Annotated in this window: 28 protein-coding genes and 1 pseudogene; 10 read left to right on the forward strand and 19 right to left on the reverse strand. The window is 74.5% G+C overall.

The window, feature by feature from the left end; genetic code table 11:
* From DT057_RS24805 to DT057_RS24820, 4 genes are all read right to left on the reverse strand, one after another.
* Positions 1-654, reverse strand: a 654-nt coding sequence (locus DT057_RS24805) for an aspartate/glutamate racemase family protein (RefSeq protein WP_128564776.1), incomplete at its 3' end; no start/stop codon positions are given.
* A gap of 94 nt (positions 655-748) precedes the next feature.
* Positions 749-1,522, reverse strand: a complete 774-nt coding sequence (locus tag DT057_RS24810; protein WP_128564777.1) for a ferredoxin--NADP reductase — start codon at positions 1,520-1,522, stop codon at positions 749-751.
* A gap of 40 nt (positions 1,523-1,562) precedes the next feature.
* Positions 1,563-1,826, reverse strand: coding sequence for a hypothetical protein (locus DT057_RS24815; RefSeq protein WP_128564778.1), 264 nt, complete (start codon positions 1,824-1,826; stop codon positions 1,563-1,565).
* A 126-nt stretch (positions 1,827-1,952) separates the two neighbouring features.
* A complete protein-coding gene (locus DT057_RS24820; protein ID WP_128564779.1) occupies positions 1,953-2,912 on the reverse strand; it encodes a ring-cleaving dioxygenase in 960 nt (319 codons plus the stop codon).
* A gap of 282 nt (positions 2,913-3,194) precedes the next feature.
* Here DT057_RS24820 and DT057_RS24825 point away from each other — a divergent pair, with 282 nt between their 5' ends.
* Positions 3,195-4,040, forward strand: coding sequence for a PIG-L deacetylase family protein (locus DT057_RS24825; protein ID WP_238313155.1), 846 nt, complete (start codon positions 3,195-3,197; stop codon positions 4,038-4,040).
* Between the two features lie 25 nt (positions 4,041-4,065).
* Here DT057_RS24825 and DT057_RS24830 read toward each other — a convergent pair whose 3' ends face one another.
* The 4 genes from DT057_RS24830 to DT057_RS24845 all read right to left on the reverse strand — a co-directional run bounded on the left by DT057_RS24830 (position 4,066) and on the right by DT057_RS24845 (position 6,936).
* Entirely contained in the window at positions 4,066-4,905 is an 840-nt protein-coding gene (locus DT057_RS24830; RefSeq protein ID WP_238313208.1) for an LptA/OstA family protein, read from the reverse strand.
* A gap of 32 nt (positions 4,906-4,937) precedes the next feature.
* Positions 4,938-5,681, reverse strand: a complete 744-nt coding sequence (gene lptC, locus DT057_RS24835; RefSeq protein ID WP_128564780.1) for an LPS export ABC transporter periplasmic protein LptC — start codon at positions 5,679-5,681, stop codon at positions 4,938-4,940.
* Between the two features lie 138 nt (positions 5,682-5,819).
* On the reverse strand, positions 5,820-6,434 hold the full coding sequence (locus tag DT057_RS24840) for a ribonuclease D (RefSeq protein WP_128564781.1): 615 nt from the start codon (positions 6,432-6,434) through the stop codon (positions 5,820-5,822).
* A gap of 100 nt (positions 6,435-6,534) precedes the next feature.
* Positions 6,535-6,936, reverse strand: a complete 402-nt coding sequence (locus tag DT057_RS24845) for a ComEA family DNA-binding protein (protein ID WP_128564782.1) — start codon at positions 6,934-6,936, stop codon at positions 6,535-6,537.
* 268 nt (positions 6,937-7,204) lie between these two features.
* Here DT057_RS24845 and rpmF point away from each other — a divergent pair, with 268 nt between their 5' ends.
* The gene (rpmF, locus tag DT057_RS24850; protein WP_048425702.1) at positions 7,205-7,390 is read left to right on the forward strand and encodes a 50S ribosomal protein L32; all 186 of its coding nucleotides are present in this window, start codon (positions 7,205-7,207) and stop codon (positions 7,388-7,390) included.
* A gap of 85 nt (positions 7,391-7,475) precedes the next feature.
* Here the strand turns inward: rpmF and DT057_RS24855 are convergent, their stop codons facing one another.
* The gene (locus DT057_RS24855; protein WP_128564783.1) at positions 7,476-7,694 is read right to left on the reverse strand and encodes a hypothetical protein; all 219 of its coding nucleotides are present in this window, start codon (positions 7,692-7,694) and stop codon (positions 7,476-7,478) included.
* A 67-nt stretch (positions 7,695-7,761) separates the two neighbouring features.
* Positions 7,762-8,358, reverse strand: coding sequence for a polyhydroxyalkanoate synthesis repressor PhaR (gene phaR / locus DT057_RS24860; protein WP_128564784.1), 597 nt, complete (start codon positions 8,356-8,358; stop codon positions 7,762-7,764).
* Between the two features lie 294 nt (positions 8,359-8,652).
* On the opposite strand from phaR, the gene DT057_RS24865 reads away from it, so the two are divergent.
* Both DT057_RS24865 and phbB read left to right on the forward strand, forming a co-directional pair.
* Positions 8,653-9,834, forward strand: a complete 1,182-nt coding sequence (locus DT057_RS24865; RefSeq protein ID WP_128564785.1) for an acetyl-CoA C-acetyltransferase — start codon at positions 8,653-8,655, stop codon at positions 9,832-9,834.
* A gap of 181 nt (positions 9,835-10,015) precedes the next feature.
* The gene (gene phbB / locus DT057_RS24870; protein WP_128564786.1) at positions 10,016-10,744 is read left to right on the forward strand and encodes an acetoacetyl-CoA reductase; all 729 of its coding nucleotides are present in this window, start codon (positions 10,016-10,018) and stop codon (positions 10,742-10,744) included.
* A 121-nt stretch (positions 10,745-10,865) separates the two neighbouring features.
* Here the strand turns inward: phbB and DT057_RS24875 are convergent, their stop codons facing one another.
* The 6 genes and pseudogenes from DT057_RS24875 to DT057_RS24900 form a co-directional block, all read right to left on the reverse strand.
* Positions 10,866-12,110, reverse strand: a complete 1,245-nt coding sequence (locus tag DT057_RS24875) for an amidase (RefSeq protein ID WP_128564787.1) — start codon at positions 12,108-12,110, stop codon at positions 10,866-10,868.
* A gap of 68 nt (positions 12,111-12,178) precedes the next feature.
* On the reverse strand, positions 12,179-14,329 hold the full coding sequence (locus tag DT057_RS24880; protein ID WP_128564788.1) for a TonB-dependent hemoglobin/transferrin/lactoferrin family receptor: 2,151 nt from the start codon (positions 14,327-14,329) through the stop codon (positions 12,179-12,181).
* A 175-nt stretch (positions 14,330-14,504) separates the two neighbouring features.
* A complete protein-coding gene (locus tag DT057_RS24885) occupies positions 14,505-15,353 on the reverse strand; it encodes a heme ABC transporter ATP-binding protein (protein ID WP_128564789.1) in 849 nt (282 codons plus the stop codon).
* A pseudogene (locus DT057_RS24890) lies at positions 15,346-16,421 on the reverse strand (FecCD family ABC transporter permease). Before DT057_RS24890 ends, DT057_RS24885 begins: the two are co-directional and overlap by 8 nt.
* Complete coding sequence (locus DT057_RS24895; RefSeq protein ID WP_128564790.1) at positions 16,414-17,298, reverse strand: heme/hemin ABC transporter substrate-binding protein; 885 nt, start codon at positions 17,296-17,298, stop codon at positions 16,414-16,416. The pseudogene DT057_RS24890 and the gene DT057_RS24895 overlap by 8 nt, the downstream one beginning before the upstream one ends.
* Entirely contained in the window at positions 17,295-17,492 is a 198-nt protein-coding gene (locus DT057_RS24900; protein WP_128564791.1) for a hemin uptake protein HemP, read from the reverse strand. The genes DT057_RS24895 and DT057_RS24900 overlap by 4 nt, the downstream gene beginning before the upstream one ends.
* Positions 17,493-17,876: 384 nt before the next feature.
* On the opposite strand from DT057_RS24900, the gene lptB reads away from it, so the two are divergent.
* The 5 genes from lptB to DT057_RS24925 all read left to right on the forward strand — a co-directional run bounded on the left by lptB (position 17,877) and on the right by DT057_RS24925 (position 22,286).
* Positions 17,877-18,704 carry an LPS export ABC transporter ATP-binding protein gene (gene lptB / locus DT057_RS24905; RefSeq protein WP_203236368.1) on the forward strand — a complete coding sequence of 276 codons (828 nt, stop codon included), beginning with the start codon at positions 17,877-17,879 and terminating at the stop codon, positions 18,702-18,704.
* 215 nt (positions 18,705-18,919) lie between these two features.
* Entirely contained in the window at positions 18,920-20,485 is a 1,566-nt protein-coding gene (rpoN, locus tag DT057_RS24910; protein WP_128564793.1) for an RNA polymerase factor sigma-54, read from the forward strand.
* Between the two features lie 147 nt (positions 20,486-20,632).
* Entirely contained in the window at positions 20,633-21,214 is a 582-nt protein-coding gene (hpf, locus tag DT057_RS24915; protein WP_128564794.1) for a ribosome hibernation-promoting factor, HPF/YfiA family, read from the forward strand.
* A 99-nt stretch (positions 21,215-21,313) separates the two neighbouring features.
* Positions 21,314-21,781 (forward strand): PTS IIA-like nitrogen regulatory protein PtsN, encoded by a 468-nt coding sequence (gene ptsN, locus DT057_RS24920; RefSeq protein WP_128564795.1) that lies wholly within the window; start codon positions 21,314-21,316, stop codon positions 21,779-21,781.
* A gap of 178 nt (positions 21,782-21,959) precedes the next feature.
* On the forward strand, positions 21,960-22,286 hold the full coding sequence (locus DT057_RS24925; RefSeq protein ID WP_128564796.1) for a hypothetical protein: 327 nt from the start codon (positions 21,960-21,962) through the stop codon (positions 22,284-22,286).
* Between the two features lie 182 nt (positions 22,287-22,468).
* Here DT057_RS24925 and DT057_RS24930 read toward each other — a convergent pair whose 3' ends face one another.
* The 3 genes from DT057_RS24930 to ftsE form a co-directional block, all read right to left on the reverse strand.
* Positions 22,469-23,218 (reverse strand): YdcF family protein, encoded by a 750-nt coding sequence (locus DT057_RS24930; protein ID WP_128564797.1) that lies wholly within the window; start codon positions 23,216-23,218, stop codon positions 22,469-22,471.
* A 130-nt stretch (positions 23,219-23,348) separates the two neighbouring features.
* A complete protein-coding gene (locus DT057_RS24935) occupies positions 23,349-24,305 on the reverse strand; it encodes a cell division protein FtsX (protein ID WP_128564798.1) in 957 nt (318 codons plus the stop codon).
* 89 nt (positions 24,306-24,394) lie between these two features.
* Positions 24,395-25,114: a cell division ATP-binding protein FtsE gene (gene ftsE / locus DT057_RS24940; protein ID WP_128564799.1), complete on the reverse strand. Its 720-nt coding sequence runs from the start codon at positions 25,112-25,114 to the stop codon at positions 24,395-24,397.
* A 126-nt stretch (positions 25,115-25,240) separates the two neighbouring features.
* Here ftsE and DT057_RS24945 point away from each other — a divergent pair.
* The coding region (locus DT057_RS24945; RefSeq protein WP_203236367.1) for a zinc-ribbon domain-containing protein at positions 25,241-25,434 on the forward strand (194 nt) is incomplete at its 3' end.

Below are 25,434 nucleotides of genomic sequence, written 5' to 3' on the forward strand. Positions count from 1 at the left end.
GGGGCGGCCGGCGGCGAGGCCCGCCGCCGCCACGACCGCGCGGGCGCCCGCCTCGACGGAGCAGATCACCGGCACCGGCACCCCGGGCTGCACGCGGGCGGCGAGGCCCGCGAGCGCCGCGCCGCCGAGCACCACCACGTCGGCCCCGTCCTCCTCCGCGCAGGTCCGGCAGGCGGCGGCGAGGCGGCCGAGGGCGGCGTCGGGATCGCGGGCGATCTCGCCCCCGGTCGGCGCCACGGTGCGGATGCCGGAGAGCCGGGCCGACAGCCCCTGCGCGGCCACGAACTCCTCCAGCATCGGCCGCCACAGCGCCCCGCCGGTGACGATGCCGACGCGCCGCCCCTGCGTGCAGGCGAGGTGCAGCGCGCCCTCGGCCATCCCCACCACCGGCACGGGCGAGACCTCCTTGAGGGCGAGGAGGCCCGGATCGCCGAAGCAGGCGAGGTAGACCGCGTCGCAGCCCGCGACATGCGCCGCGAGGGCATCGAGGGCCGCGTGACCGGCGATGGCCGCGGCGGCGCGGCTCGCGATGTAGCGCGCCCCGAAGCGCCCGGTCGCCGGCACGATCTCGGCCGGGATCAGCCCGCGCACGTGGGCCGCCGCCTGCTCGGTCACGGCGGGCGTGGTGTTGGGGTTGATCAGCAGGATGCGCATGGCCCAGGGCTCCCGTGGCACGCCCCGCGGGCGATCGGCGGCCCGGCCCCGGGGCTCCCGCGGAGCGACGCCGCCGCGGCCTCCCGGACGGGCTCTACTTCTCGACGAAGGCCTTCTCGATGACGTAGTGGCCGGCCTCGCCGTGGTTGCCCTCGACGTAGCCGGCCTCGCTGAGGAGGTCGCGGGTGTCGCGGATCATGTCGGGGCTGCCGCACAGCATGAAGCGGTCGGCCGCCTTCGACATCCGCGGCAGGCCCACATCCTCGAACAGCTTGCCGGAGGTCATCAGGTCGGTGATGCGGCCGCGGTTGCGGAACGGCTCGCGGGTGACGGTCGGATAGTAGATGAGCTGGTCGCGCACCATCTCGCCGATGAGCTCGTGGTTGGGCAGGCCATCGGTGATCGTCTCGCCGTAGGCGAGCTCCTGGATCTGCCGGCAGCCGTGGACGAGCACCACCTTCTCGAAGCGCTCGTAGGTCTCCGGGTCCTTGATGATCGCCATGAAGGGGGCGAGGCCGGTGCCGGTGCCGAGCAGGTAGAGGTGCCGCCCGGGCATCAGGTTGTCGAGGACCAGGGTGCCGGTGGCCTTGCGGCTGACCACGATCGGGTCGCCGACCTTGAGGTGCTGGAGCTTCGAGGTGAGCGGGCCGTTGGCGACCTTGATGGAGAAGAACTCCAGCTCGTCCTCGTAGTTGGCGCTGACCACGCTGTAGGCGCGCAGCAGCGGCTTGCCGTCGGTCTTGAGCCCGATCATCGTGAACTCGCCGTTGCGGAAGCGGAACGACGGGTCGCGGGTCGTGCGGAAGCTGAAGAGCGAGTCGGTCCAGTGGTGGACGGACAGCACGCGCTCCTCGTTGAAGTTGCTCATCGCGGATACGAATCCTGAGGCTCAGACCGTTTGGGTCAGGTCATCTCGCAAGTGCGGCATCGCCGTCAAGACGCCCGCGCACAAGCGGGGTCTGCGTGCCCGTCAGGCCGCAGGGCGGCCCCGCGGGGGCGCGGCCCGTCCCCGGCCGCGCCCCGGAACGCCGCGCCCTCAGGGCCGGTCCGGTGCTGCCGGCGACGAGGTGGCGCGTCGCGCGCAGGCCGCCCGTCAGGCCGGCCTCGTCGAGCGCCCCGGTCACCGGCAGCGCGTCCATGCCGGCGTGGGGCCCGGGTGCGAACCGCATCATGGCCGCCTCCAGGAGGGTGAGCGCCGCCCCGGCCTCGCGCGCCGGACGGGGCCATCCAGCACATCCGGCGGGACGGCAGCCGCCCGCGGGCACGCCGGCATTGCCCGGCGTGCCCGGGCGCGCCGCTCAGAGCGGCGCCAGCCCTGCCTCGATCTCGGCCCGGCGCGGCTCGAGGAACGGCGGCAGGGCGAGGCGCTCGCCCAGGCGCGCGAGCGGCTCGTTGGTGGCGAAGCCCGGGCCGTCCGTGGCGATCTCGAACAGCACGCCGTTGGGCTCGCGGAAGTACAGGCTGCGGAAGTAGTAGCGGTCCACCGGCCCGCTCGACGGCACCCTGAGGCTGCGCAGGCGCTCGGCCCAGGCCTCGTAATCCGCGTCCGGGATCCGGAAGGCGACGTGGTGGACGCCGCCGGCGCCCTGGCGGGCGGGCCCCAGCGCCGGCTCGGCGACGACGTGCAGCTCGGCCGCGGGCCCGCCCTCCCCCATGGCGTAGACCTGCACGGGCTGCTGCGCCGAGCCCTCCGCGGCGGCGTCGGCCGCCGCGTACGTGCGGACCGCCCGCATCCCCATCACCCCGGTCAGCACGGCCTCCGTCGCCGCCGGGTCGGCCACGCTGATCAGGATCGGCCCGAGCCCCCGGATCTGGCGCGCGGCCGGGACCGGGCTCGGCTCCCAGGGGTGGGCCGGGCCGGCGCCGCCGTCGTCCACGAGGCTGAGGCGCTGGCCCTCCGGGTCCTCGAAGTCGAGGGTGAGGCGCCCGTCGCGCTCCACCGGGAGCCGGTGGGTCACGCCCTGGCGGGCGAGGTGCTCGCGCCACCACGCCAGCGTGCCGTCGCCCGAGACCCGCAGCATGGTGCGGGCGACGCTGTTGGTGCCGCGGCGCTCCCGCGGGGCGGGCCAGTCGAAGAAGGTGAGGTCGGAGCCCGGCGAGGCGAGGCCGTCGGCGTAGAACAGGTGGTAGGCCGAGACGTCGTCCTGGTTGACGGTCTTCTTCACGAGCCGCTGCCCGAGCACGCGGGTGTAGAACGCGAAGTTGTCCGCGGCCCGGGCCGTGACGGCGGTGAGGTGGTGGATTCCCGTGAGCTGCATGGCGAAGATCCTGCGTCGATCCGACCGGCGCTCCGGGCGTCGGTTCGCCCCCGCAGGTGGCCCCGGGCGAGCGCCGGCGCCATGCCCCGGGACGCCAGGACGGGTTTGCATGCGCGCAAACTACCGGACCCGGACCTTGCGCCCCGCCGGTCCTGCCGCCATGACGGGGGCGACCCGCCACCCCAGGAGCCGAGGGCCCCGCATGAGCGACGCGGCGACGATCCGCACCGCGCCCGGCCGGCCCGGGCGGGCGCTGCCCCCGTCCCCCGGGGCCCGGGCGCCATGCTGACGCCCGGCCCGGTCGCCCCGAGCTCCCCGGCGGCGGAGGCGTTCCTCGCCGCCCTCGCCGACCCGGCCCGCGGGCCGGTGGCGGCGCAGCGGGCCGCCCTGGTGGTGGCGCATCCCGACGACGAGAGCATCGGCTGCGGGGCGCAGCTCCCTCGCCTCGCCGGCCTCACCGTCATCCACGTCACCGACGGCGCCCCCCGGGACGGGCGCGACGCGACGCGGCGGGGCTTCGCCGACCCGCAGGCCTACGCCGCGGCCCGGGCCCGCGAGCTCGACGCGGCGCTCACCCGGGCGGGCGTGCCGCCCGGGCGGCGGATCGGCCTCGGCCACCCGGACCAGGGGGCGGCGGCGGCGATCGCCGACATCGCGCGCCGCCTCGCCGCCCTCTTCGCCGAGCACGGCATCGCGCTGGCGCTCACCCACGCCTACGAGGGCGGCCACCCGGACCACGACGCCGTGGCGCTGGCGCTCCAGGGCGCCCGGCGGCTGATGGGCGACCGGCTGACGGTGATCGAGATGCCGTTCTACCACCGCGGCCCGGACGGGATGGAGGCGGGCGCCTTCCTGCCAGCGGCGCCGCCCCGGCGCGCCGTCGCGATCCACCTCGACCCGGAGGATTGCGCCCTCAAGGCCGCGCTGTTCTCCGACCACGCCAGCCAGGCCGCGATCCTGAACCAGTGCCCCATCGCCCTCGAGCGGTTCCGCGAGGCGCCGCCCTACGCCTTCGACGCCCTGCCGAACGGCGGCCGGCTGCTCTACGAAGCCTGGGGGCTGGGGCTCGACGGCGCGCGCTTCCTCGCGCTCGCCCGGGCGGCCGAGCGGGCAATCGCCGGACCTTGAGCCCGCGCGCGCCCCGCCGCGCCGGTCAGTTCCCGGCCTGGGCCCGCGGCTTGGCGGCGGGCTTGCCCGCCTGGGCGGGCGGCTGCGGGCAGCCGGCCTGCTTGCCCCCCTGCTTGCCGCCCTCGTCCTTGCCGCCCGGCACGAACATCGCCGAGACGCGGCCGCCGGCCGTCGGGTCCATGTTCGCCCGGCCGGTGTTCATGTCGTAGACGAGGCGCGAGCCGCGGGTGACGTTCTGGCACTGGCTCAGGACGACGTTGCCGGTCAGCACCACGCGGTTGGCCACCCGGTCGAACACCGCGTTGTCGCCGCTCGCGACCTGGTCCTTGGACACCACCGTCACGGGCCCGGCGCAGACCACCTGCCGGATCGCGCTGCCGTCGGCCGCGTCGGACTTGGCGTCGGACTTGGCGTCGGACTTGGTGTCCGCCTTGGCATCCGACCTGGCCTCGGGCTTGGCCTCGGCGGCAGCCGGCCGGGCGTCGGCGGCCCGGGGCTTCGCGTCGGCGGCCTTGGCGGGGGCTTGGACCGGGGCCTGGAGCGAAGCCTGGGCCGGACCTTGCGCCGGCGACGGGGCCGCCTTGGGGGCGCCCTCCCCGGCGGCCTTCGCGTCCTTGTCCTTGCCGCGCTGGTAGTGGACGGTCATGCTGGAGCACCGGATGGTGCTCTCGCCCTGCACCGCCACGACGTTGCCGGCGAACACCGCCTTGTTCTCGCGGTCGAACACGTCGAGCCGGTCGGCGTCGATCTTGATCGGCTCCTTGCCGGTGCCCCCGAAGGCGCCGAAGCCGGAGCCGCGCTCCTTCTCCTTCTTGGCCGGGGCCGCGGTCTCGGCCCTGAGGCCGGCCGGCCCGGCCAGCGCCAGGGCGGCGAGGGCCAGGATGAGGGGTTTGGCTCTCACGGCTGGTCGTCCTTGATCAGGGCCTCGGAGGTCCGCAGCGGGGTCGCGCCCGCCTCGTCCCTGGCGTCGTCGCGGCTCGCGAACACCGCCTTGACGTTGCCGACGAACGAGATGACCTTGCCGCTCTCGGCGACGTCGAGGCCGTCGGCCCGGATCGTGCCGCTCGGCAGCGTGACGGTGACGGCCTCGCGCGACGTCATCGTGCCGGCCTTGAAGTCGACGTGGGCGGAGGTCAGGCGCGCCTCCTGGCCCTTGTCGGTCCAGAGGCGGATGTGCTGGCTCAGGTCCAGCGCCTCCTTCTGGGTGTCGAAGATCCCGGCCGTGGCCTCGACGTGGGCGAGCCCGCCGCTCTGGTCGGTGTTGAGGCGGCCCCTCATGCTCTGCAATTCGATCACGAAGGGCTTGCGCACGTCCTGGAGGGCCGCCCGGGCGGTGACCTCGTAGGGGCGGTTGTCCTTCGAGCGGTAGCCGGCGAGGCGCGGGCTCTCCATGGTGACCTTGGAGCCCGAGACGCCGATCGACCCGAGCGACACCGACACGCCGAGGTCGGCGAAGGGGTTGAGCCAGGTCCCGACCACGATCGCGAGGCCGGCCGCGCCCGCCCCGAGGGGGATCGCCCGGCGCAGCCAGCGCACGTGGGCGCTGTGGCGGCGCGCCTGCCGGTGGGCCCGCAGGCGCCGCGGATCGGCGGCCGGCAGGGGGAGTGGGGTCTGGACCGCTTCGAGCAAAGGCGTGGCCACCTGGATCGCGCTCCGGGCTCGATCCGGCGCGCGCGGGCTTCGCGCGACGATCGGCCCTGCGGGAAGCCATGCCGCCGCCCGGTGTCGAAGTTATGGCCGCCCGGCGTTGCCGAAGGATCAAGGCCGCGGGGATGTGCCTCAGCTGTGCGCGAAGATGTCGGTCTCGTCCCAGCCCAGGAGGTCGAGGCGCGCCCGCGTCGGCAGGAAGTCGAAGCAGGCCTGCGCCATCCCGGCGCGCTCCTCGCGCGCGAGCATCAGGTCGAGCCGCTCGCGCAGCCCGTGGAGGTGGAGGACGTCCGAGGCCGCGTAGTCGATCTGCGCCTGGCTCAGGGTGTCGGCGCCCCAATCCGAGGATTGCTGCTGCTTCGAGAGCTCCACCCCGAGCAGCTCCCGCACCAGGTCCTTCAGGCCGTGCCGGTCGGTGTAGGTGCGGACGAGGCGCGAGGCGATCTTGGTGCAGTAGATCGGCCCGGGCATGACGCCGAGCCGGTGGTAGAGCACCGCGAGGTCGAAGCGGGCGTAGTGGAAGATCTTGGTTACGGCCGGGTCGGCCAGCACGCGCCTGAGCACCACCGGCGCGGGGCCGGCGCGGGGGATCTGCACCACGTCGGCCACGCCGTCGCCGCGGGAGACCTGCACCACGCAGAGCCGGTCGCGGTGCGGCGCGAGCCCGAGGGTCTCGGTGTCGACCGCGATGGAGGAGCCCGGATCGTAGGCGTCGGGAAGGTCGCCGCGGTGCAGGCGATGGGGCATGGGCGGGTCGGCATCCGGCGGCGGGGAGCGGGGCGGCCCGGGGGCCGCCCTCGCCCCGCGGCGCCTACCACCCCGACCCCGGGCCGGCAAGCCGCCGGCCTCAGGTCTTCTGGCGGGCGATCACCTTGTCCTTGATGCCCTCGTAGACGTTCGACGGCACGATCTTCTTCGACAGGAGCTCGTCCTTGCCCCGGTAGGGCCGGCCCTTGATGATCGCGTCGGCCCGGGCCGCGCCGATGCCCGGCAGGGTGTCGAGCTCGGCCTTGGTGGCACTGTTGAGGTCGATCAGGGCGGGCTTGGCGGCCGTGTCCTTGGGGGCCGCGGGGGCGGGCGCCGCCTTCGGGCCGGGCGTCGCCGCCGGGGCGGGGGCGGGGGCGGGCCGGGTCGCCGGCGCGGCGGGGGCTGTGGCGGGAGCCTGGGCCAGCGCCGGGGCGGCGGCTCCGAGCAGGGCCGCCAGCGCCAGGGCGCGGCCGATGCGGGCGAAGGGACGGATCTCGGACATGACGGGGACCTCCGATCGGGTCACCAGCATCGGACCCGGTCGACGCGCCCATCATGCCACCTCGGCCGTTGAACGGAAGCTGAATCGCGCGCCCGGGCCCCCGGGGGATGCCGCACCGCGCGCCGCGCCGCCGGGCTAGCCAGCGCCCGGCATTGTCTGTATAGAGCCGCTCCGATCAGGATCGCTGAAGGCGCGCGGCGGCTCCGCCCGGAGCGGCCCTGCGCCGGAGCGGCCCTGCGCCTGTTTTGTTGCACGGGAAGACGTTTCCATGGCCGTTCCGAAGCGAAAGACCTCTCCGTCGCGGCGCGGCATGCGCCGCTCCGCCGACGCCCTCAAGGCCCCGACCTACGTCGAGGACAAGGATTCGGGCGAGCTGCGCCGCCCCCACCACATCGACCTGAAGACCGGCATGTACCGCGGCCGGCAGGTCCTGAAGGTCAAGTCCGACGCGTGACGGCGTCCGGCCGGTCGCGCCGGGCCGGGATCTTTGACGGAGCGGCGGCGCCCACGGGCGCCGTCGTCTCGGCGACCCTGACGGGTCAGCCTCCCGCGCCGCGGGCGGCGTAGCGCGCCGAGGCCTCGCGCGAGCGGCGCAGGCGCGAGGGCCGGAGCGCGCCCGCGGGGCCGTCGATCAGCTGCACCAGGAAGGTCGCGAGCGGGCGCGCCGGCACGGCGTGGGGCGGCGCGGGCTCCTCGAGGCGTGCCAGGGCGCGGCAGGGGGAGTCCGACCCCGGAACGGGCGTGTCAGGATGGGCCACGGCGCGCCTCCTCGGGATGCGTCATCGGACCAACGCCGCAAGCGGCGCGCCGTGCCGTCCCGAGGACCTACTTCTTCGCGAGCGCCTCGAGCCGGCTCTGCATCTCGGCCATCTGGCGCTTGAGGTCGTCGAGCTCGCCGCGGGGGGCCGGGGCGGCGGCGGGCGCCTCCCCCTGCTTGTCGGCCCCGGCCTGTCCGGCGGGCCCGAAGGGCGTGAACATCCGCATGGCCTCGCTGAAGAAGCTCATGTTGGCGCGGACCTGCTCCTCCATGGCGTGCTGGAAGGCGGTGGCGCCGAAGGTCTGGGACATCTTCTCGCGCAGGCCGTCCTGCTCGCGGGCGAGATGATCCATCGAGAACTCGAGGAAGCTCGGCACCATCGCCCGCATGCTGTCGCCGTAGAAGCGGATCAGCTGGCGCAGGAAGGCCACCGGCAGGAGGTTCTCGGCCCCGGCCTTGTTCTCCTGCTCGAAGATGATCTGCGTCAGGACCGAGCGGGTGATGTCCTCACCGGACTTGGCGTCGTAGACCACGAAGTCCTCGCCCGCCTGCACCATCGCGGCGAGATCTTCGAGCGTGACGTAGGTCGAGGTCCCCGTGTGGTAGAGACGCCGGTTGGCGTACTTCTTGATGACGGTGGGTGCCGACTTGCCGCTGTCCGCCATCTGGACGGCATCTCCCTCAAGGCGAGCCCGGCGGAGACCGGACGCTCCGGCGCGGGCCGAATTTTCAGCGTGCTTCATGGCTCGACCTTAAGGCCTTCGTTTGCTGGCGAAAATAGCAATCTGCGCATCGTCCACGCAAACCGTGCGCCGGCCAGGGCCTCCGGCCGCCGCGGCGGCCGCTTGACTTCGCGCAGGCCAGAGCTTTCATCGGGTTAATGCGGCCGGGCGGCGACGGCAACCACTGGCGTGCCGCGCAAGCCCGTCCGAACGACGGTGAATCACGAGGAGAGGCCCATGGCAGAGCAGGCAGACGTCGTCATCGTGGGAGCCGCCCGCACCCCGGTCGGTTCGTTCAACGGGGCCTTCGCCACCGTGCCGGCGCACCAGCTCGGCGCGGTCGCCATCAAGGCGGCCCTTGAGCGGGCCAAGGTCTCCCCCGAGGAGGTCGACGAGGTGATCTTCGGGCAGGTCCTCGCCGCCGGCGAGGGCCAGAACCCGGCCCGCCAGGCCGCCATGGCGGCGGGCATCCCGCAGGAGAAGACCGCCTGGGGCCTCAACCAGCTCTGCGGCTCGGGCCTGCGCACGGTGGCGGTGGGCATGCAGCAGATCGCCAACGGCGACGCCGCCATCATCGTGGCGGGCGGCCAGGAATCGATGTCGATGGCCCCCCACGCCCAGTACCTGCGCGGCGGCCAGAAGATGGGCGACGTCAAGCTCGTCGACACGATGCTGAAGGACGGCCTGATGGACGCCTTCAACGGCTACCACATGGGCAACACGGCCGAGAACATCGCCCAGCAGTGGCAGCTCACCCGCGAGGAGCAGGACACCTTCGCGACGCGCTCGCAGAACAAGGCCGAGGCCGCCAAGAAGGAGGGCCGGTTCAAGGACGAGATCGCCCCGGTGACCGTGACCTCGCGCAAGGGCGACGTGGTGGTCGACACCGACGAGTACATCCGCGACGGCGCCACGGTGGCCAACATGGGCAAGCTGAAGCCGGCCTTCTCCAAGGACGGCACGGTCACGGCCGGCAACGCGTCGGGCATCAACGACGGCGCCGCCGCCCTGGTGCTGATGTCGGCGGCCGAGGCCGAGCGGCGGGGCTTGACGCCCCTCGCCCGCATCCGCTCCTGGGCCACCGCCGGCGTCGATCCGAAGATCATGGGCACGGGCCCGATCCCGGCCTCCCGCAAGGCCCTGGAGAAGGCCGGCTGGAAGGCCGCCGAGGTCGACCTGATCGAGGCGAACGAGGCCTTCGCGGCCCAGGCGCTCGCGGTCAACAAGGAGCTCGGGTTCGACGATGCCAAGGTCAACGTCAACGGCGGCGCCATCGCGATCGGCCACCCGATCGGCGCCTCGGGCGCCCGCGTGCTGGTGACGCTGCTTCACGAGATGCAGCGCCGCGACGCCAAGAAGGGCCTCGCCACCCTGTGCATCGGCGGCGGCATGGGCGTCGCCATGTGCATCGAGCGCTGACGGCCGGGGCCCCGCGCGCCGGCGGCGCGCGGGACGACGATCCGCGGACCGGCCGGGCCCCGGCCGATCCGCCAGCCAGACGGCCGAGGGACGCACCTTCGGTGTGGAACGGCCGCCGCCCGTCCCGTATCGACGGGGGGCGCCGAGGGACGAAACGCTCGAACGCTGTGAGGAGAGGCCAATGGCAGAACGCGTCGCACTGGTCACGGGAGGCACGCGCGGCATCGGCGCCGCCGTCTCGAAGGGGCTGAAGGAAGCCGGCTACAAGGTCGCGGCCAATTACGGCGGCAACGACGAGGCGGCCCACGCCTTCAAGGCCGAGACCGGGATCCCGGTGTTCAAGTTCGACGTCGGCGATCCCGCCGCCTGCGAGAGCGGCATCCGGGCCGCGGAGGCCGAGCTCGGCCCGATCGACATCCTGGTGAACAACGCCGGCATCACCCGCGACGGCATGTTCCACAAGATGACCTTCGAGCAGTGGCAGGCGGTGATCCGCACCAACCTCGACTCGATGTTCACCTGCACGCGGCCGCTCATCGACGGCATGCGCGCGCGCGGCTTCGGGCGCATCATCCTGATCTCGTCGATCAACGGGCAGAAGGGCCAGATGGGCCAGACCAACTACTCGGCCGCCAAGGCCGGGGTGATCGGCTTCGCCAAGGCCCTGGCGCAGGAGAACGCCAACAAGGGCATCACCGTCAACGTGATCGCGCCGGGCTACATCGCCACCGAGATGGTGAAGGCGATCGCCCCCGACGTGCTCAAGGCCAAGATCCTGCCCCACATCCCGGTCGGGCGCCTGGGCGAGGTCGAGGAGATCGCCCGCGCGGTGGAGTTCCTGGCCGGCGAGCAGGCGGGCTTCATCACCGGCTCGACACTGACGATCAACGGCGGCCAGTACTTCGTCTGATCGGCCCGCGGCGGAGCGGGGGCGTTCCCGCTCCGCCGCGGCGGGGTCCGCCTGCGCCGCGGCGCGCGGGCCCGCGGCCCGTCCCCGCGGGACGGCGAGCCGGCCCGTCGCTCCCGGGGCCTCAGGCCAGGGCCCGCTCGATCAGCCGCGCCGCCGCGAGCGCCCGGCCGTCGTCGCCGAAGCGGGCGATGACCTGCACGCCGAGCGGCAGGCCCGCGGCCGTCACGTCGACCGGCAGCGTGACGCAGGGCACCCCCATCAGGGTCCAGAGGCGGTTGAAGCGGGAATCCCCCGTCGAGGCCAGGCCCGCCGGCGCCGGCCCGGGGGCGGAGACCGTCAGGATCACGTCGACCCCGCTCTCGCCGAAGACGTCCTTGAGGCCGCGCCGCGCGTGGTGGGCGACCCGGCGGGCGGCGTCGTAGGCGGGCGTCTCGATCCCTTGCGCCCGCTCGAGGGCGGCCCGGAGGTGGGGCGGCAGGGCCTCGCGGTGGTGGGCGTACTCCCAGGCGAGGGCGTGGTGGGCCTCGAAATCCTGGATCGTCGGATGGCACGCGAAGGCCTCGCCGAACGGGGCCGGGAGGGCGAGGTCGCGCAAAGTCGCCCCGGCCCGCTCGGCCGCCGCCGCCGCGCGGGCGAGCGCCGCCAGGGCCTCCGGGGCCGGCGCCGCGCAGAAATCCTGGGTCACGATTCCGATCCGCGGCGCCCCCGGGTCGGTCGCCGGGAGGTCGAGGCCCGGCCGGTCCGTCATCAGCGCCAGGGCGTGGGCCGCGTCGGCGACGCCGGCGGCGAACAGCCCGACGGTGTCGAGGGCCCAGGAGAAGCACTTCACCCCGACCGTCGGCAGCAGCCGGAAGGACGGCTTCACGCCGACGACGCCGCAGAAGGCCGCCGGCCGGATCACCGAGCCGCCGGTCTGGGTGCCGAGCGCGAGCGGCAGCATGCCGGCCGCCACCGCGGCGGCCGAGCCCGCCGACGACCCGCCCGGCGTGTGGCCGGGGTTGCGCGGGTTGCGGGTCGCGGTCGGGTCCATGAACGCGAAGGGCGTCGTGGTGGTCTTGGCGAGGGGCACGGCCCCGAGGCGCCGGAGCCGCGCCACCACGGGCGCGTCGGCCCGCGGGCGCCAGCCGGCGTAGATCGCCGAGCCCATCGCGGTCGGCAGGTCGGCGGTGTCGATGATGTCCTTGACGCCGACCGCGATGCCCGCGAGGGGGCCGTCCGGGGCGACGTGGGGCGCGGGATCGACGCACACGAGGGCGCCCACCTCGGGCTCGCGGGCCGCGATGGCCTCGCGCACGAGGCCGACCGCCCCGGCGGGCGTGAGGCGGCCGGTGGCGATCCGGGCACGCAGGTCGAGGAGCGAGAGCATCGGTCCATCCGGGTTCGAGGGTCGGACCGCTGCTGCGCGATGCGGGCGGATTTATCAAGGGGCGCCGCTCAGCGGGTCGCGAACTTGATGCTGATCGCGGCCTTCGCGGTCAGGCCCGGGCTGGGCAGGGCGTTGAGGTACTGGACGTAGCGCCTGTCGAAGGCGTTCTGGAGGATGAAGTCGGCCCGGATGCGGTCGTTCGGCTGGTAGCTGGCGAACAGGTCGACGAGGCCGTAGCCCTTGGTCGCCAGCAGCGTGGTGCCGGCGGGCACGTCCGTCCGGGCCGCCACGAGGGTGAGGCGGGTGCCGACGGTCAGGCGCTCGTCGAGGAGGCGCAAGGCCAGGGTCGCGCTGATCCGGTCCGGCGGCACGGTGAGCAGGGTCTCCCCCGTCGCCCGGTCGCGGCCGTCGACGTGGGTGCCGGCGAGGCTCACGAAGCCCCCGCCCCAGTCGTAGGCCGCCTCGAGCTCGACGCCCGACAGCGCGGCCTGCGCGATGTTGAGGTACTGGAAGGACCGGACCGGGATCACGCACGGGAAGCGCCCGGGAATCCGGGCGCAGATCGAGGCCGGGATGCCGGCGATCGCCGGCACGAAGTAGGTCGGCCCGACGCTCGAGACGTTGATGTAGTCGTCGACGATGTTGTGGAAGACGTTGAGCTTGGCCCGGAAGGCGTCGCCGGGGGCGAGCACCTCGTTGGTCTTCAGGTTGATGCCGCCCTCGACGGTGCGGGCGACCTCCGGGCGCAGGGTCGGGTTCGGCAGGATGCTGAAGGCCGGGAACGGGTGGATGCCCTGCACCAGGGTCTCGGTGACGGAGGGCGCGCGGTAGCCCTCCGCGTAGGTGGCGTAGAGCTCGATGCCCGGGAGCGGCGAGACCCCGAGCGTGATCTTGGGCGAAACCCGCTCGCCGTCGGACCGGTAGGCGCCGCCCGCGAGGGCGTACCGGTCGTAGCGCAGGGCGCCGATCACCCTGAGCCAGGAGGCGTAGCGGATCTCGTCCTGCACGAAGGCGCCCGCCAGGGTGCGCTCGCCCGAGGGCGTGAAGGCGGCCCCGAAGCCGCCCGCGTTGTCGCGGGTGCGCACGTGGTCGAACACGGCGTCGCCGCCCACCGTCAGGGCGTGGCCGAGCGCTAAGGTGTCGAAGCGGGCGGTGTTGTGGACGTCGAAGCCGCGGGTCTCGATGTCGTAGCTCAGCCGGTCGCCCGCCCGCGTGCCGAGCCGGCCGTAGAGGCCGCTCGCCGTGTCCTCGAGGAACGTCAGGTCGTTGCGGGTGGTGGTGGCGTAGCCCTTCAGGCTGAGGTCGAGGAGCGGCACGTCGGGGCGGGCGAAGCGGTAGCCGAGCGTGTAGGTGTCGGCCTGGACCGCGTTGGCGAAGCGCGCGCCCGCGTTGCTCGTCCCCGCGTTGGCGAAGTCGAAGCGCTGGAGCAGGGCCGTAGCGCCGATCGCGTGGCCGTCGGCCGGGCGGACGTTCAGCTTCGCGAGGCCCGAGACCAGCTCGCTGCCGGTGTCGCGGACGAGCGTGCCCTGGCCGTCCCGGTAGGGATCGTTGTTGCGGTAGACGAACTGGCCGAAGACGTCGGCGGCGGTGCCGACGCGGGCGCCGAGGGCGGTCGAGTTCAGGAACCTCTGCCCGTTGGTGCCGAAACCCCACTTCTGCACCGCGCCGGCCCGCTCGTCGGGGGTCAGGATGTCGTCGATCGAGCGGGTGCGGAAGGCCACGACGCCGCCGATGGCCCCGGAGCCGTAGATGGTCGCGGTCGGGCCGCGGGTGATGTCGATGCCGCCGACGAGCTCGGGATCGAGGTAGAACACTCCGTTGGCGGAGTGGCCGGAGGTCTGGAAGTTCTGGCGCGCGCCGTCGACCAGCACGTTGACCCGCCCGAAATCCTGCAGGCCGCGGATGTTGATCGCCTGGGCGGGATCGTTCTGGTTCTCCTGCGTGGTCACGCCGGGCACGCCGACGAGCACGTCCGACAGGTGGCTCGGCTGGAGGCGCTCGATCTGCTCGCGGGTCACCACGCTCGTGCCCGACAGGGCGTCGACCGCCGTCTCCGGCGTCTTCGTCGCCGTCACCGTGATGGTGTCGAGGCCGATCTCCGGGGCCGGCGGAGCGGTTGCGCCGGGCGCCTGGGCCCGGGCCGCCCCGGCCCAGAGGAGCGCGGCCCCGAGCGCGAGGGCGGCGCGGCGGGAGGGGACGAGGGAGCGGGCAGCGACCATGGGGATTTCCGCAAGCCAGGGGGACAGCGCGTGGGCGTGGCTGGCTGGCGGAAGGCGGGCTGGCTCCCGGTGTGATGGGGGGCGCGGCGGGAGGGGTCAACGACGGCGCGCGTGGCCCAGCTTGGGGCGGCTCAAAGCTGCCTCGGGGGCGGCTTCGAACGGTTCCAGGCCGCCCTCACTCCGGCGGCGGCCGTGGCGCGGCGGCAACACCCGGCTGCGGCAGCAGGAAGGGCTGCCCGGGCCCCGGCGTCCAGCCGACCCGCCAGCGCACGCCGAACACGGAGGCGATCACGTCGTCGCGCAGGACGCGCCCGGGCGGTCCCTGCTCGACGAGGCGGCCCTCGTGCAGGACGAGGAGCGTGCCCGCGTAGGCGGCCGCGAGGTTGAGGTCGTGCAGGATCGCCACCACCCCGGCGCCCTGCCGGGCGAGGTCGGCCGCCGCATCCAGGACGGCGCATTGGTGGCGCAGGTCGAGGCTGGCGGTGGGCTCGTCGAGGAAGAGCACCTGGCGGGCCGCCACGGTGCGGCCCGCCGCGAGCTGGCACAGCACCCGGGCGAACTGCACCCTCGCCTGCTCGCCGCCCGACAGGCTCTGGTAGGCGCGCGCCGCGAGGTGGGCGACGTCGGCCTGCTCGAGCGCGCGGGCGAGGATCGCCGCCTCGGCGCGGGCGTCGCGGCGGCGCCCGACGCCGTCGAGGCCGATGCGGGCGACCTCCGCGACCGAGAACGAGAAGGCCAGCCGCGCGCTCTGCGGCAGCACCGCCCGCAGCCCGGCGAGGCGCCAGGGCGGGATCCGCTCCACCGGCTCGCCCGCGTAGGCGACCTGCCCGCGCGTCGGCCGCAGCTCGCCGCAGAGGAGCCGCAGCAGCGTCGACTTGCCGGCGCCGTTCGGGCCGACGACGGCCTGGAGGCTGCCGGCCTCGACCCGCAGGGCGACGCCGCGCACGAGGTCGCGCCCGCCGACCCGGTAGCCGAGGTCGCGGGCCTCGAGCAGGAGGTCGGCCGCGCCGGGCCCGTCAGGCATCGAGGAGGCGTGCCCGCCCGAGGAGCAGCCAGAGGAAGACGGGCGCGCCGACGAGGGCCGTGACGATCCCGATGGGCAGCTCGGCGGGCGCCGCGACGAGGCGGGCCGCGACGTCGGCGAGGACGAGCAGGGCGGCCCCGAGCAGGCCCGCGGCGGGCAGGAGCAGGCGGTGCTCCGCCCCGACGGCGAGGCGCAGGGCGTGCGGCACCACGAGGCCCACGAACCCGATGACGCCGGCGGCCGCGACGCTCGCCCCCACCGCCCCGGCGACGAGCAGGATCGCGGCGCGCTTGAGGGCCTGCACGTCGACGCCGAGGTGGAACGCCTCCGCCTCCCCGAGGACGAGGGCGTTGAGGCCGCGGCCGAGGAACGGCACCGCGAGGAGCACCGGCAGGATCACCGGGGCGGTCGCCGCCACCTTGGCCCAGGTGGCGCCCCGAGGCTGCCGAGGGACCAGAACGTCAGGTCGCGCAGCTGGCGGTCGTCGCTGATGCTGACGAGGAGGCCGGTCAGGGCCCCGCCGAGGGCGCCGAGGGCGAGGCCGGCGAGCAGCATGGTGGCGACCGAGGTGCGGCCGGACCGGGTCGCGATGCCGTAGAGCGCCGCCGTCGCCGCGAGGCCGCCCAGGAACGCGCCGGCCGGGAGCACCCCGAAGGGCAGCGGGCCGGGCAGGCCGAGGGCGGCGAGGAGCCGGTCGCCGAGCACGATGACGGCCGCCGCCGCGAGGCCCGCCCCGGAGGAGACCCCGACGAGGCCCGGATCGGCCAGGGGGTTGCGGAACAGGCCCTGCATCAGCGCGCCGGAGGCCGCGAGGGCGGCCCCGACCATCAGGCCGAGCAGCGTCCGGGGCAGCCGGATGCCGAGGATGATGCCGGCGTCCCGGGCGAGGTCCGGGTCCGCCGCCCCGCGCCGCAGGAGGTCGAGGATGCGGGCGGGCGGGATCGGGACCGCGCCGGTCCCGACGGACACGAGCGCCGCGGCCGCCGCGAGGCCCGCGAGGCCGGCCAGCACCAGGAACGCGTTCGGGCGCCGGAGGGCGGCGCCCGCGAGGCCCGGCCCCTCACTCACGCGGCGGGTCCGGGTAGAGCGCCCGCATCAGCTCCCGGGCGGCCTCGGGGGTGCGCGGGCCGAAGCCCAGGAGGGAGAGGCCGTCCATCGCCACGAGGGCGCGCCGGGCCGCGGCCGGCGTGCGGCCGAGGCCCGGCTGGGCGAACACCGCCTCGGGCGTGGCGCTGCCCTGCTCGGTGCGCATCACCACGACCGCGTCCGGGGCCGCCGCGACGATCGCCTCGTCGGTGAGGGGCTTGAAGCCCTCGACGGCCGCGGCCGCGTTGCGGGCCCCCGCAAGGGCCAGCATCCCGTCCGCCGTGCTGTTGCGGCCCCCCACCATGACGCGGCCGTTCTGGAGCGAGAGGACCACGAGGACGCCGATGGGCCGGGCGATGCGGGACCGCTCCGCCGCGAGGGCCGTGAACCCCGCCTCGACCGAGGCCGCCAGGGTCCGCGCCTCGGCGTCGAGGCCGGCGAGGCGGCCGACCGCCGCGATCTTGTCGAGGACGCCCTCGCGGGTCGGCGGGTCGCGCACGGGGGCGACCGGCACCCCGGCCTCCCGCACCAGCGCCAGCACGTCGGGCGGCCCCGCCCCCTCGGCGGCGATCACGAGGTCGGGCCGCGTCGACACGATGCCCTCGGCCGAGAGCGCGCGCAGGTAGCCGACATTGGGCTTCAGGCGCAGGGCCTCGGCCGGGTAGAGGCTCGTCGTGTCGACCGCCACGATGCGGTCCCGGGCCCCGAGGGCGTAGAGGATCTCGGTCACCGCCCCCCCGAGGGAGACGATGCGGGCGGGCGCGGGCGGCGGGCCGGCCCGCGCGGCCCGCGGCAGCGCCAGGACGGCGGCGGCGAGCAGGAGCGCGCGCCGGGAGGGGGCGGGGCGGGTCGGCGTCATTTCGTCAGGATGAGCTTGTCGCTGGCGGTGACCCGCAGGCGGTAGCGCTCGCCCGCGTGGACGATCATGACCTCGCGCCGGCCCCGCATCAGGGCCGCCGAGTCGATCCAGGCGCCGGCCTCGCGGCCCGGCGGGGCGTCCCGCTCCTGCGCCGGCGGCCTGCCCGCGCCGCCTTCCCTTGCGTCCTGCGACATGTCCTCAGCTCTGCGTGCCCGAGTGTCTGGAAGTTGAACGATTCAAAGATAACTGTCGAATGTTCGTTTTTTTCTACGGGCAATCGGATCGCGGCGCAACACGGGCCGCGCCGCCGACGCCGTCCCGCGCTCCCGGGGACGCCGGGGTCCCGGGGCCGGCGGGCGCTCGGGTCGCGGGCGCTCGGGTTGCGGGCGCGGCGCCGGCGGCGCCCGCGTTGCGGGGAGCGCCGGGCTTCGCTAACACCAGCGCCGGACAATCTCGCCGCGCGGCCGCCAGGGGCGGAGAGGCCGCCGCGGCGGGGAACCGGCCGCCGGCCCGTCCCGTCGCAGCGAGAGAGCACACCCTTGACCCCTCCCTCCGCCCTGCCGCTCCGCGCCCAGGCGATGCCCGCGGCCTCGCGCCTCGGGCGCCTGCTCGGGCGCCTGCTCGGGCGGTCGCGCGCGCGTGCCGCGGCGCCGGACGGGGCGGCGCCCGACGGGTTCGGCGGGCACGGCATCCTGGCGGTGCGCGGCCTCCAGAAGAGCTACGGCGCCCGCACGGTGGTGCACGATGCCGGCCTTACCGTGCGCAACGGCGAGGCGGTCGGGCTGCTCGGCCCGAACGGCGCCGGCAAGACCACGATCTTCTACATGATCACCGGTCTCGTCTCGGCCGACCGCGGCACCATCAGCCTCGACGGCCACGAGATCACCCGCCTGCCGATGTACCAGCGCGCCCGCCTCGGCATCGGCTACCTGCCGCAGGAGGCCTCGATCTTCCGCGGCCTCAACGTCGAGGACAACATCCGGGCCGTCCTCGAGGTGGTGGAGCCCGACCGCAAGACCCGCGAGCGCAAGCTCGACGCGCTCCTCGACGAGTTCAACATCACGCGCCTGCGCAAGGCCCCGTCCATCGCCCTCTCGGGCGGCGAGCGCCGGCGCTGCGAGATCGCCCGGGCGCTCGCCTCCTCGCCGTCGTTCATGCTGCTCGACGAGCCCTTCGCGGGCATCGACCCGATCGCGGTCGGCGACATCCAGGAGCTCGTCATGCACCTGAAGGGGCGCGGCATCGGCGTGCTGATCACCGACCACAACGTGCGCGAGACGCTCGGCCTGATCGACCGGGCCTACATCGTCCATTCGGGGCGCATCCTGACCGAGGGGACGCCGGACGCCATCGTCGCCAACGAGGACGTGCGCCGCCTCTATCTGGGCGAGGATTTCCGGCTCTGACCACCGCCGGCCTTCACCGATCCGTCAGGATGATTCGATTCTTTTCCCCTGGCGGAGCGCGGAAACAGCGGCCACTCTGCGGCGACCGGCCCGGAGCCCCTCAAGACCGCTTTGACGGGTGTCTCGCTTCGGTCTAAAGCTGGTTCGGCGATGTTTGAAGCAAGAAATGTGCCGGCCCGGGCGGACGCCCGGCGCCGCACCTCCGGGGCTGGCTGATGGGATTGCTGCAACGGCTCGAGATGCGCCAGGGCCAAGCCCTGGTGATGACGCCGCAACTGCTTCAGGCGATCAAGCTCCTCCAGCTCTCCCACCTCGATCTCGCCGCCTACGTGGACGCCGAGCTGGAGCGCAACCCGCTCCTCGAGCGGATGGAGGCCGAGGGCCACGAGGCGGGCGAGGCCCGCGGCGAGGCGGCGGAGGCGCCCCCGCGGGACGAGTTCGAGGGCGCCCCGGACGCCTACGACGGCGAGCCCCAGGCCGAGCCGTGGCTGGCGCAGGACCTGAACCCGAGCCGCAGCGAGATCGAGGGCGACCTCGGCACGCGCCTCGACAACGTGTTCCCGGACGACGGGCCGGTGGGCCGCGAGGGGCCGGGCACCGACGGGCTCTCCCTGACCCCGGCGCCCTGGGGCAACACCGGCGGCAGCTTCGACGGCGAGGCGCCCGACTTCGAGGCGACGCTCACCGCGCAGGTTTCCCTGCACGACCACCTCTCGGGCCAGCTCGACCTCGCGACGCGCGATCCCGTGGAGCGGCTCGTCGGCGGCTTCCTGGTCGACGCCATCGACGAGGCCGGCTACCTGCGCGAGGACGTGGCGGCCCTGGCCGAGCGCCTCGGGGTCGCCGCCGCCCTCGTCGAGCGGGTGCTGGCGCTGATCCAGGGCTTCGACCCCTCCGGGGTGGGCGCCCGCGACCTCGCCGAGTGCCTCAGCCTCCAGCTGCGCGAGCAGGACCGCTTCGACCCGGCCATGCAGGCCCTGGTCTCCCGCCTCGACCTCGTGGCCAAGCGCGACTTCCCGGCCCTGCGCCGGCTGTGCGGCGTCGACGAGGAGGACCTGTCGGACATGCTGGGCGAGCTGCGCCGGCTCGACCCGAAGCCCGGCCGGGCCTTCGGCAGCGGCCCCGTGGAGGTGCTGGTGCCGGACGTGTTCGTGCGGCCCGCCCCCGACGGCTCCTGGCTGGTCGAGCTGAACGGCGAGGCGCTGCCGCGGGTCCTCGTCAACCAGACCTACTACGCCACGGTCTCGCGGGGGGCCCGGAACGACACCGACAAGGCCTTCCTGTCCGAGTGCCTGCAGACCGCCAACTGGCTCACCCGCAGCCTGGAGCAGCGCGCCCGCACCATCCTGAAGGTGGCGAGCGAGATCGTGCGCCAGCAGGACGGCTTCTTCGTCAACGGCGTCGCGCACCTGCGGCCCCTCAACCTGAAGACCGTCGCCGACGCGATCGGCATGCACGAATCCACCGTCTCGCGGGTGACCTCCAACAAGTCGATCGGCACCAGCCGCGGCACGTTCGAGATGAAGTACTTCTTCACCGCGGCGATCCCGGGCGCCGCCGGCACGGCCGCCCATTCCTCGGAGGCGGTGCGCCACCGCATCAAGCAGCTCATCGACGGCGAGGCGTCCAACGACGTGCTCTCCGACGACGCCCTGGTGCAGCGCCTGCGCGGCGAGGGCGTCGACATCGCCCGCCGGACCGTGGCGAAGTACCGGGAATCCCTGCGCATCCCCTCCTCGATCGAGCGCCGCCGCGAGCGCTCCGCCCTGTCGGCGCGCTGAGCCGGCCCGGCGCCGCGGGGCCTTCCCGGCCGGGGCGCCGGCGGACCTCCCGCGTTGACTTCACGATTCCGCGTTCCTAGCTCTGATGATCGGCCCGCAGCCGGAGCGTCCCCTGCGCGGGGCCGACGACAGAACCGGAGGGAGCCGATGGCAGCATTGCGCGTGTCAGGTCGCGGCGTCGACCTGGGTGAGGCCCTGCGATCCCGCGTCGAGCAGCGGATCGCCGCCGCCCTGGCCAAGTACTTCGACGGCGCCTACGCGGGCCACGTCACGGTGGCCCGCGACGGCAGCGCCTTCCGCACCGACTGCGTGCTGCACCTGCCCTCCGGCATCACCCTGGAAGCCTCCGGGGCCGCCCACGACGCCTACACGAGCTTCGACCAGAGCGCGGACCGCATCGAGAAGCGCCTGCGGCGCTACAAGCACCGCCTGAAGACCCATCCCAACGGCCAGGCCAAGGACGCCCAGCCGGACACCGCCGTCATGGAGGCGGCCTACGCGGTCATGGAGACGCCCGAGGAGGATACCGGGGACCATCCCCCGGTCATCGCCGAGAGCACCCGGACGCTGCACCGGCGCACCGTGAGCGAGGCGGTGGTCGAGCTCGACCTGACCGGCGCCCCTGTGGTCGTTTTCGTTCACGCTGGCACCGAGCGGGTCAACGTCGTATATCGACGGGGCGACGGCGCGATCGGGTGGATCGATCCGCCGGAACGCGGCACTCCGTGAGCGGGCCCCTCATCCGGCCCCGGCCTCGCGGGTTGCCTCCGGTCCTGGAGCATGAGCGGGAATGCGCGCGCGCATCCCGTCGATGAGGCAGCGGTCTCGATGCCATTGCTGGAATTCCTGAAGCCGGAGGCGGTCCTCCCGGCGCTGCGCGCGCAGGGCAAGAAGCAGGTTCTCCAGGAGCTGGCCGCCCACGCGGCCAGACACCTGCCGGGCCTCGACGAGCGGGAGATCTTCGAGACGCTGCTCCAGCGCGAGCGCCTGGGCTCGACCGGCATCGGCGAGGGCGTCGCGATCCCGCACGGCAAGCTGCCGGCCCTGAGCCAGCTCTTCGGGCTGGTGGCCCGGCTCGAGCGGCCGGTGGATTTCGAGGCCCTCGACGGCCAGCCGGTCGACATCGCCTTCCTGCTCCTCGCGCCGGAGGGCGCGGGCGCCGACCACCTCAAGGCGCTGGCCCGGGTCGCCCGCGTGCTGCGCGAGCCCGGCATCATCGACCGCATCCGGGCGGCGCGGGACGCGGACGCGCTCTACGCCCTGCTGACCCAGTCGCCGGCCCCGCAGGCGGCCTGAACACGGCCGCGCGGCGCCGGGAGGCCCCCGGGCGCCCACTTGTCCACAGGAGCGGGGTCGCAGGGTGCAGGCGCGTCACGACCGCGATCGCCGCCACGGGTGCCTGGCACGATCGGCTCCCCCCTCCCCGCCGCGCCGGCCCGCCCCGCCGGGCGCCCTCTCCCTCCGGTCACGCCCGATGCGCCTCCTCCCGCTCCTCGCCGTCCTGGCCCTCGCCGTCCCGGCCCTCTCGGGCGCCGCCCCGGCGGCGGACGGCACCTGCGCGCGCGACCTCCTGGTGGCGCAATCCTCCCAGCGCGTCGCCCTGGAGCGCCTCGAGACCCTCGGCACCAGCGACGCGGACCGCTGCCGGGGCTGGCGCCAGCACGTCGACACCATGCGCCGCGCCGCCACCGTCTACGGCCGCTGCCTCACGGGGGCCGAGCGCACGGAGCGGCTGGCCCAGGTCCAGGGATCGGCCAAGGAGTTCTCGGACCTGCTCGGGACCCGCTGCCGCGGGCGCTAGAGCCGAATCCGATCACGCTGCGATCGGCCGCTGCTCCAGGTTTTTGATTGTGCCGCATGTTCTGCGGCGAACCGGTGTCCACTTCGCCGGACAATGCCCTAGGACCGGACGACGCGGACCCCGGTCCCGGGATCGCTCCCCCGGGCCGCGCGCCCCGGGAGCCGGCTGGGTTGCGCCCGCCCTCACCGCATCAGCGGCTCGGCCACCAGCTTCACCGGGTGCCCGCGGCTGACCAGCACCGCCGCGCGGGACTGCTCCGGATCGCTCTCGAAGCGGGTGCGGAGCCAGGCCACCAGGAACTTGACGTATTCCGAGGCGAGCAGGCGCGCGGAGGAGGGATGGCGCCACCACTGGCCGGGATCGAACCCGTCCGACACCACGGGATGGGGCTGCACCCGGTGGCCGCCCGCGAGGGCGTGGTCGAGTTCGATCAGCGTGCGCGGCATGTGGTAGTTCGAGGTCACCACCGCGACGCTGCGAAACCCGTTCTCGCGCATCCAGCGCCGGGTCTCGATGGCGTTGCCGATAGTGTTGCGCGCCCGGTAGTCGAGGTCGACGCAGCAGGAGATCAGGTGCTGCTGGCCCGGGTTGAGGCGCGCGATCTCGTCCCGGCTGGTGCGCTCGTTGACGCCGGTGATCAGCAGGCGGCGGCCGTAGCCGGCGGCGAGGAGGTCGATCGCGTCCTCGATGCGCTGGGCGCCGCCCGTGAGGGCCACGATGCCGTCCGAGGGGCCGAGCGGCATCCGCTCGGCGCGGGCAAGGCAGCCCACGAAGGCCAGGAAGCCGAGCGCCAGGGACGCCGCCGAGGCGAGCCCGAGGGCGGCGAGCGCGCAGGCGACGCGCCGTCGGAGGCCGGCGCCGCGGCGCCCGGGCTCGTCGGGACTGCCGCCGGCCCAGGACCAGCCCACCACGTCGGCGGTTCGCGTCTTCATTCCGCGCTGCATCCGCGAGGTCATCTCACCACGTCGAGCATAGTGCCGATTGCGGCGGCCGAGAGGCAACCGCCCCGGGGGCGATTCGTTCACCGCGCCGCCCCGGCGGCCCTGTGGAAACCGGGGGACCTCAGTCGAGGAAGCGCCGGACGGTGACCCGCGACACCACCCCGGTGACGATGGAGGCGATCACCCCGATCAGCACCACGCTGGCGTAGCCGCGCCAGCCGATGGCGAAGCCGCCGAACAGCGCCTCGATCTCGTCGCCCGCCGGGCTCGCGCGCCAGAGCCGGGCGAGGCCGCCGCCGACGCCGAGGGCCGCGAGCGCCGCCGCGGCCCCGATCGCCCCGCCCCGCAGGCCGAGGCGGAAGAAGCGGCGCTGGAACTCGCGGGCGATGAAGTCGTCGTCGGCGCCCACGAAGTGCAGCACCTCCACCACCTCGCGGTTGCCCGCCATGGCGCCGCGGGTCGCGAAGGTGACGGCGAGCCCGGTGGCGAGCAGCACCAGCGCCACGACGGCGACGCCGACCCCCACGACGGTGTTCGCCATGGTCGAGAGGCGCGAGAGCCAGAGCGCGTGGTCGTCGAGGCTCGCGACTCCCGGCATGGCCTCGGCGAGGCGCTGGCGCAGGGCCGCGAGATCGGGCGTGCCGGAGCCGAGCCGCACCGTGATGAGCCGCGGCACCGGCAGGTCGCCGAGGTCGAGGCCGCCGCCGAGCCAGGGCTCCAGCAGGCGCTCGGACTCGGCCTTCGAGAACGGCCGCGTCGCCGCGATGCCGGGCGTCGCGCTCGCCAGCGCCGCGGCCCTGGCGACGTCGGCCTCGGTGTCGCGGCCGGGGTTCGGGCGCACCTGGATCGTCACCTCCTGGGCCACCGCGCCCTGCCACTGGGCCGCGCTGGAGGCGACGATCTCGGCCGCCCCGGCACAGAGGGCCGCCAGGAAGGTGAGGATCGCGATCACCGCCGCGAGCGCCCGGCTGGCGCTCGAGTCGGTCGGCACCAGGGGTGCGTTGCGGCGCAAGGCGGGCGGCAGGTCGGCCGCCGGCGCCGCCCGCGGCGCCCGCTCCAGGGTCGCGCCCTCAGACATGCGTGGCCCCCTCGGTCATGGACGGGGCCCGGGGACGGGGCCCCGTCCGGCCCCCGTGCCGGTACCCGCGCGGGGCTCGGGCTCGCGCATCATCCCTCGACCCGCAGGCGGTTGTTGCCGAGCACGAGCCGGCGGGCGTCGACGAGGTCCATCAGGCCGTAATCGTGGGTGGCGATCAGCACCGAGGTGCCGAGCCGGTTGAGCTCGATGAACAGGCGCAGGAGCCGGCGGCCGAGCTGCGGGTCGACGTTGCCGGTGGGCTCGTCGGCCAGCAGCAGCTCGGGCCGGGCGATGAGCGCGCGGGCGATGGCGGCGCGCTGCTTCTCGCCGCCCGAGAGGAGCGGCGGCAGCACGTGCATGCGCTCGCCCAGCCCCACCCAGCGCAGCAGCTCCACCACCTCGGCCCGGTAGCTCGCCTCGGAGCGCCCCTGGACGCGCAGGGGAAGCGCCACGTTCTCGTAGGTGGTGAGGTGGTCGAGGAGGCGGAAATCCTGGAACACCACGCCCATGCGCCGGCGCAGGGAGGTCAGGGCGTCGCTCGAGATGCCGCTCACCTCCTCGCCGAACACCGAGACGAGCCCGCGGCTCGGGCGGGCCGAGAGCAGGATCAGGCGCAGGAGCGTGGTCTTGCCGGCGCCCGAGGGCCCGGTGAGGAACTGGAAGGAGTGCGGCGCGATGGTGAAGCTGATGTCGCTCAGCACCTCGGGGCCGACCCCGTAGCGCATCCCGACATTCTCGAACCGGACCACCGGCTCGTCCATGCCGGCGAGCAGGCTGCCCCCGGCTCCCCGGTCCGTTCGCACGTCCATCCGGTCTTCCTGCTGATCGGCCCCGGGCCCGCATCCGCCCGCCGGGCCGGCCGCTTTACCATGCATTAAGGCTGTGGCGGGAGGAGTCGGAGCGACGCCCGCCCGTCGCACCCCGCCTGATTCGCCATGCTGATCGTCTGTCCGTCCTGCGCAAGCGAATATACGCTCGATCCCGACCGGATCGGCCCCGAGGGGCGGAAGGTGCGCTGCGCCGCCTGCCGCGAGCCCTGGTTCGTCGCCCGGCCGCCCCCGGCCCTGGAGCCCGGCCGCGACCTCTCGCCGCCGGGGGAGGCGGTGTTCACGGCGGGCGACGCGCTGGC

Source organism: Methylobacterium crusticola, from assembly GCF_003574465.1.
GTDB classification, from domain to species: Bacteria; Pseudomonadota; Alphaproteobacteria; order Rhizobiales; family Beijerinckiaceae; genus Methylobacterium; species Methylobacterium crusticola.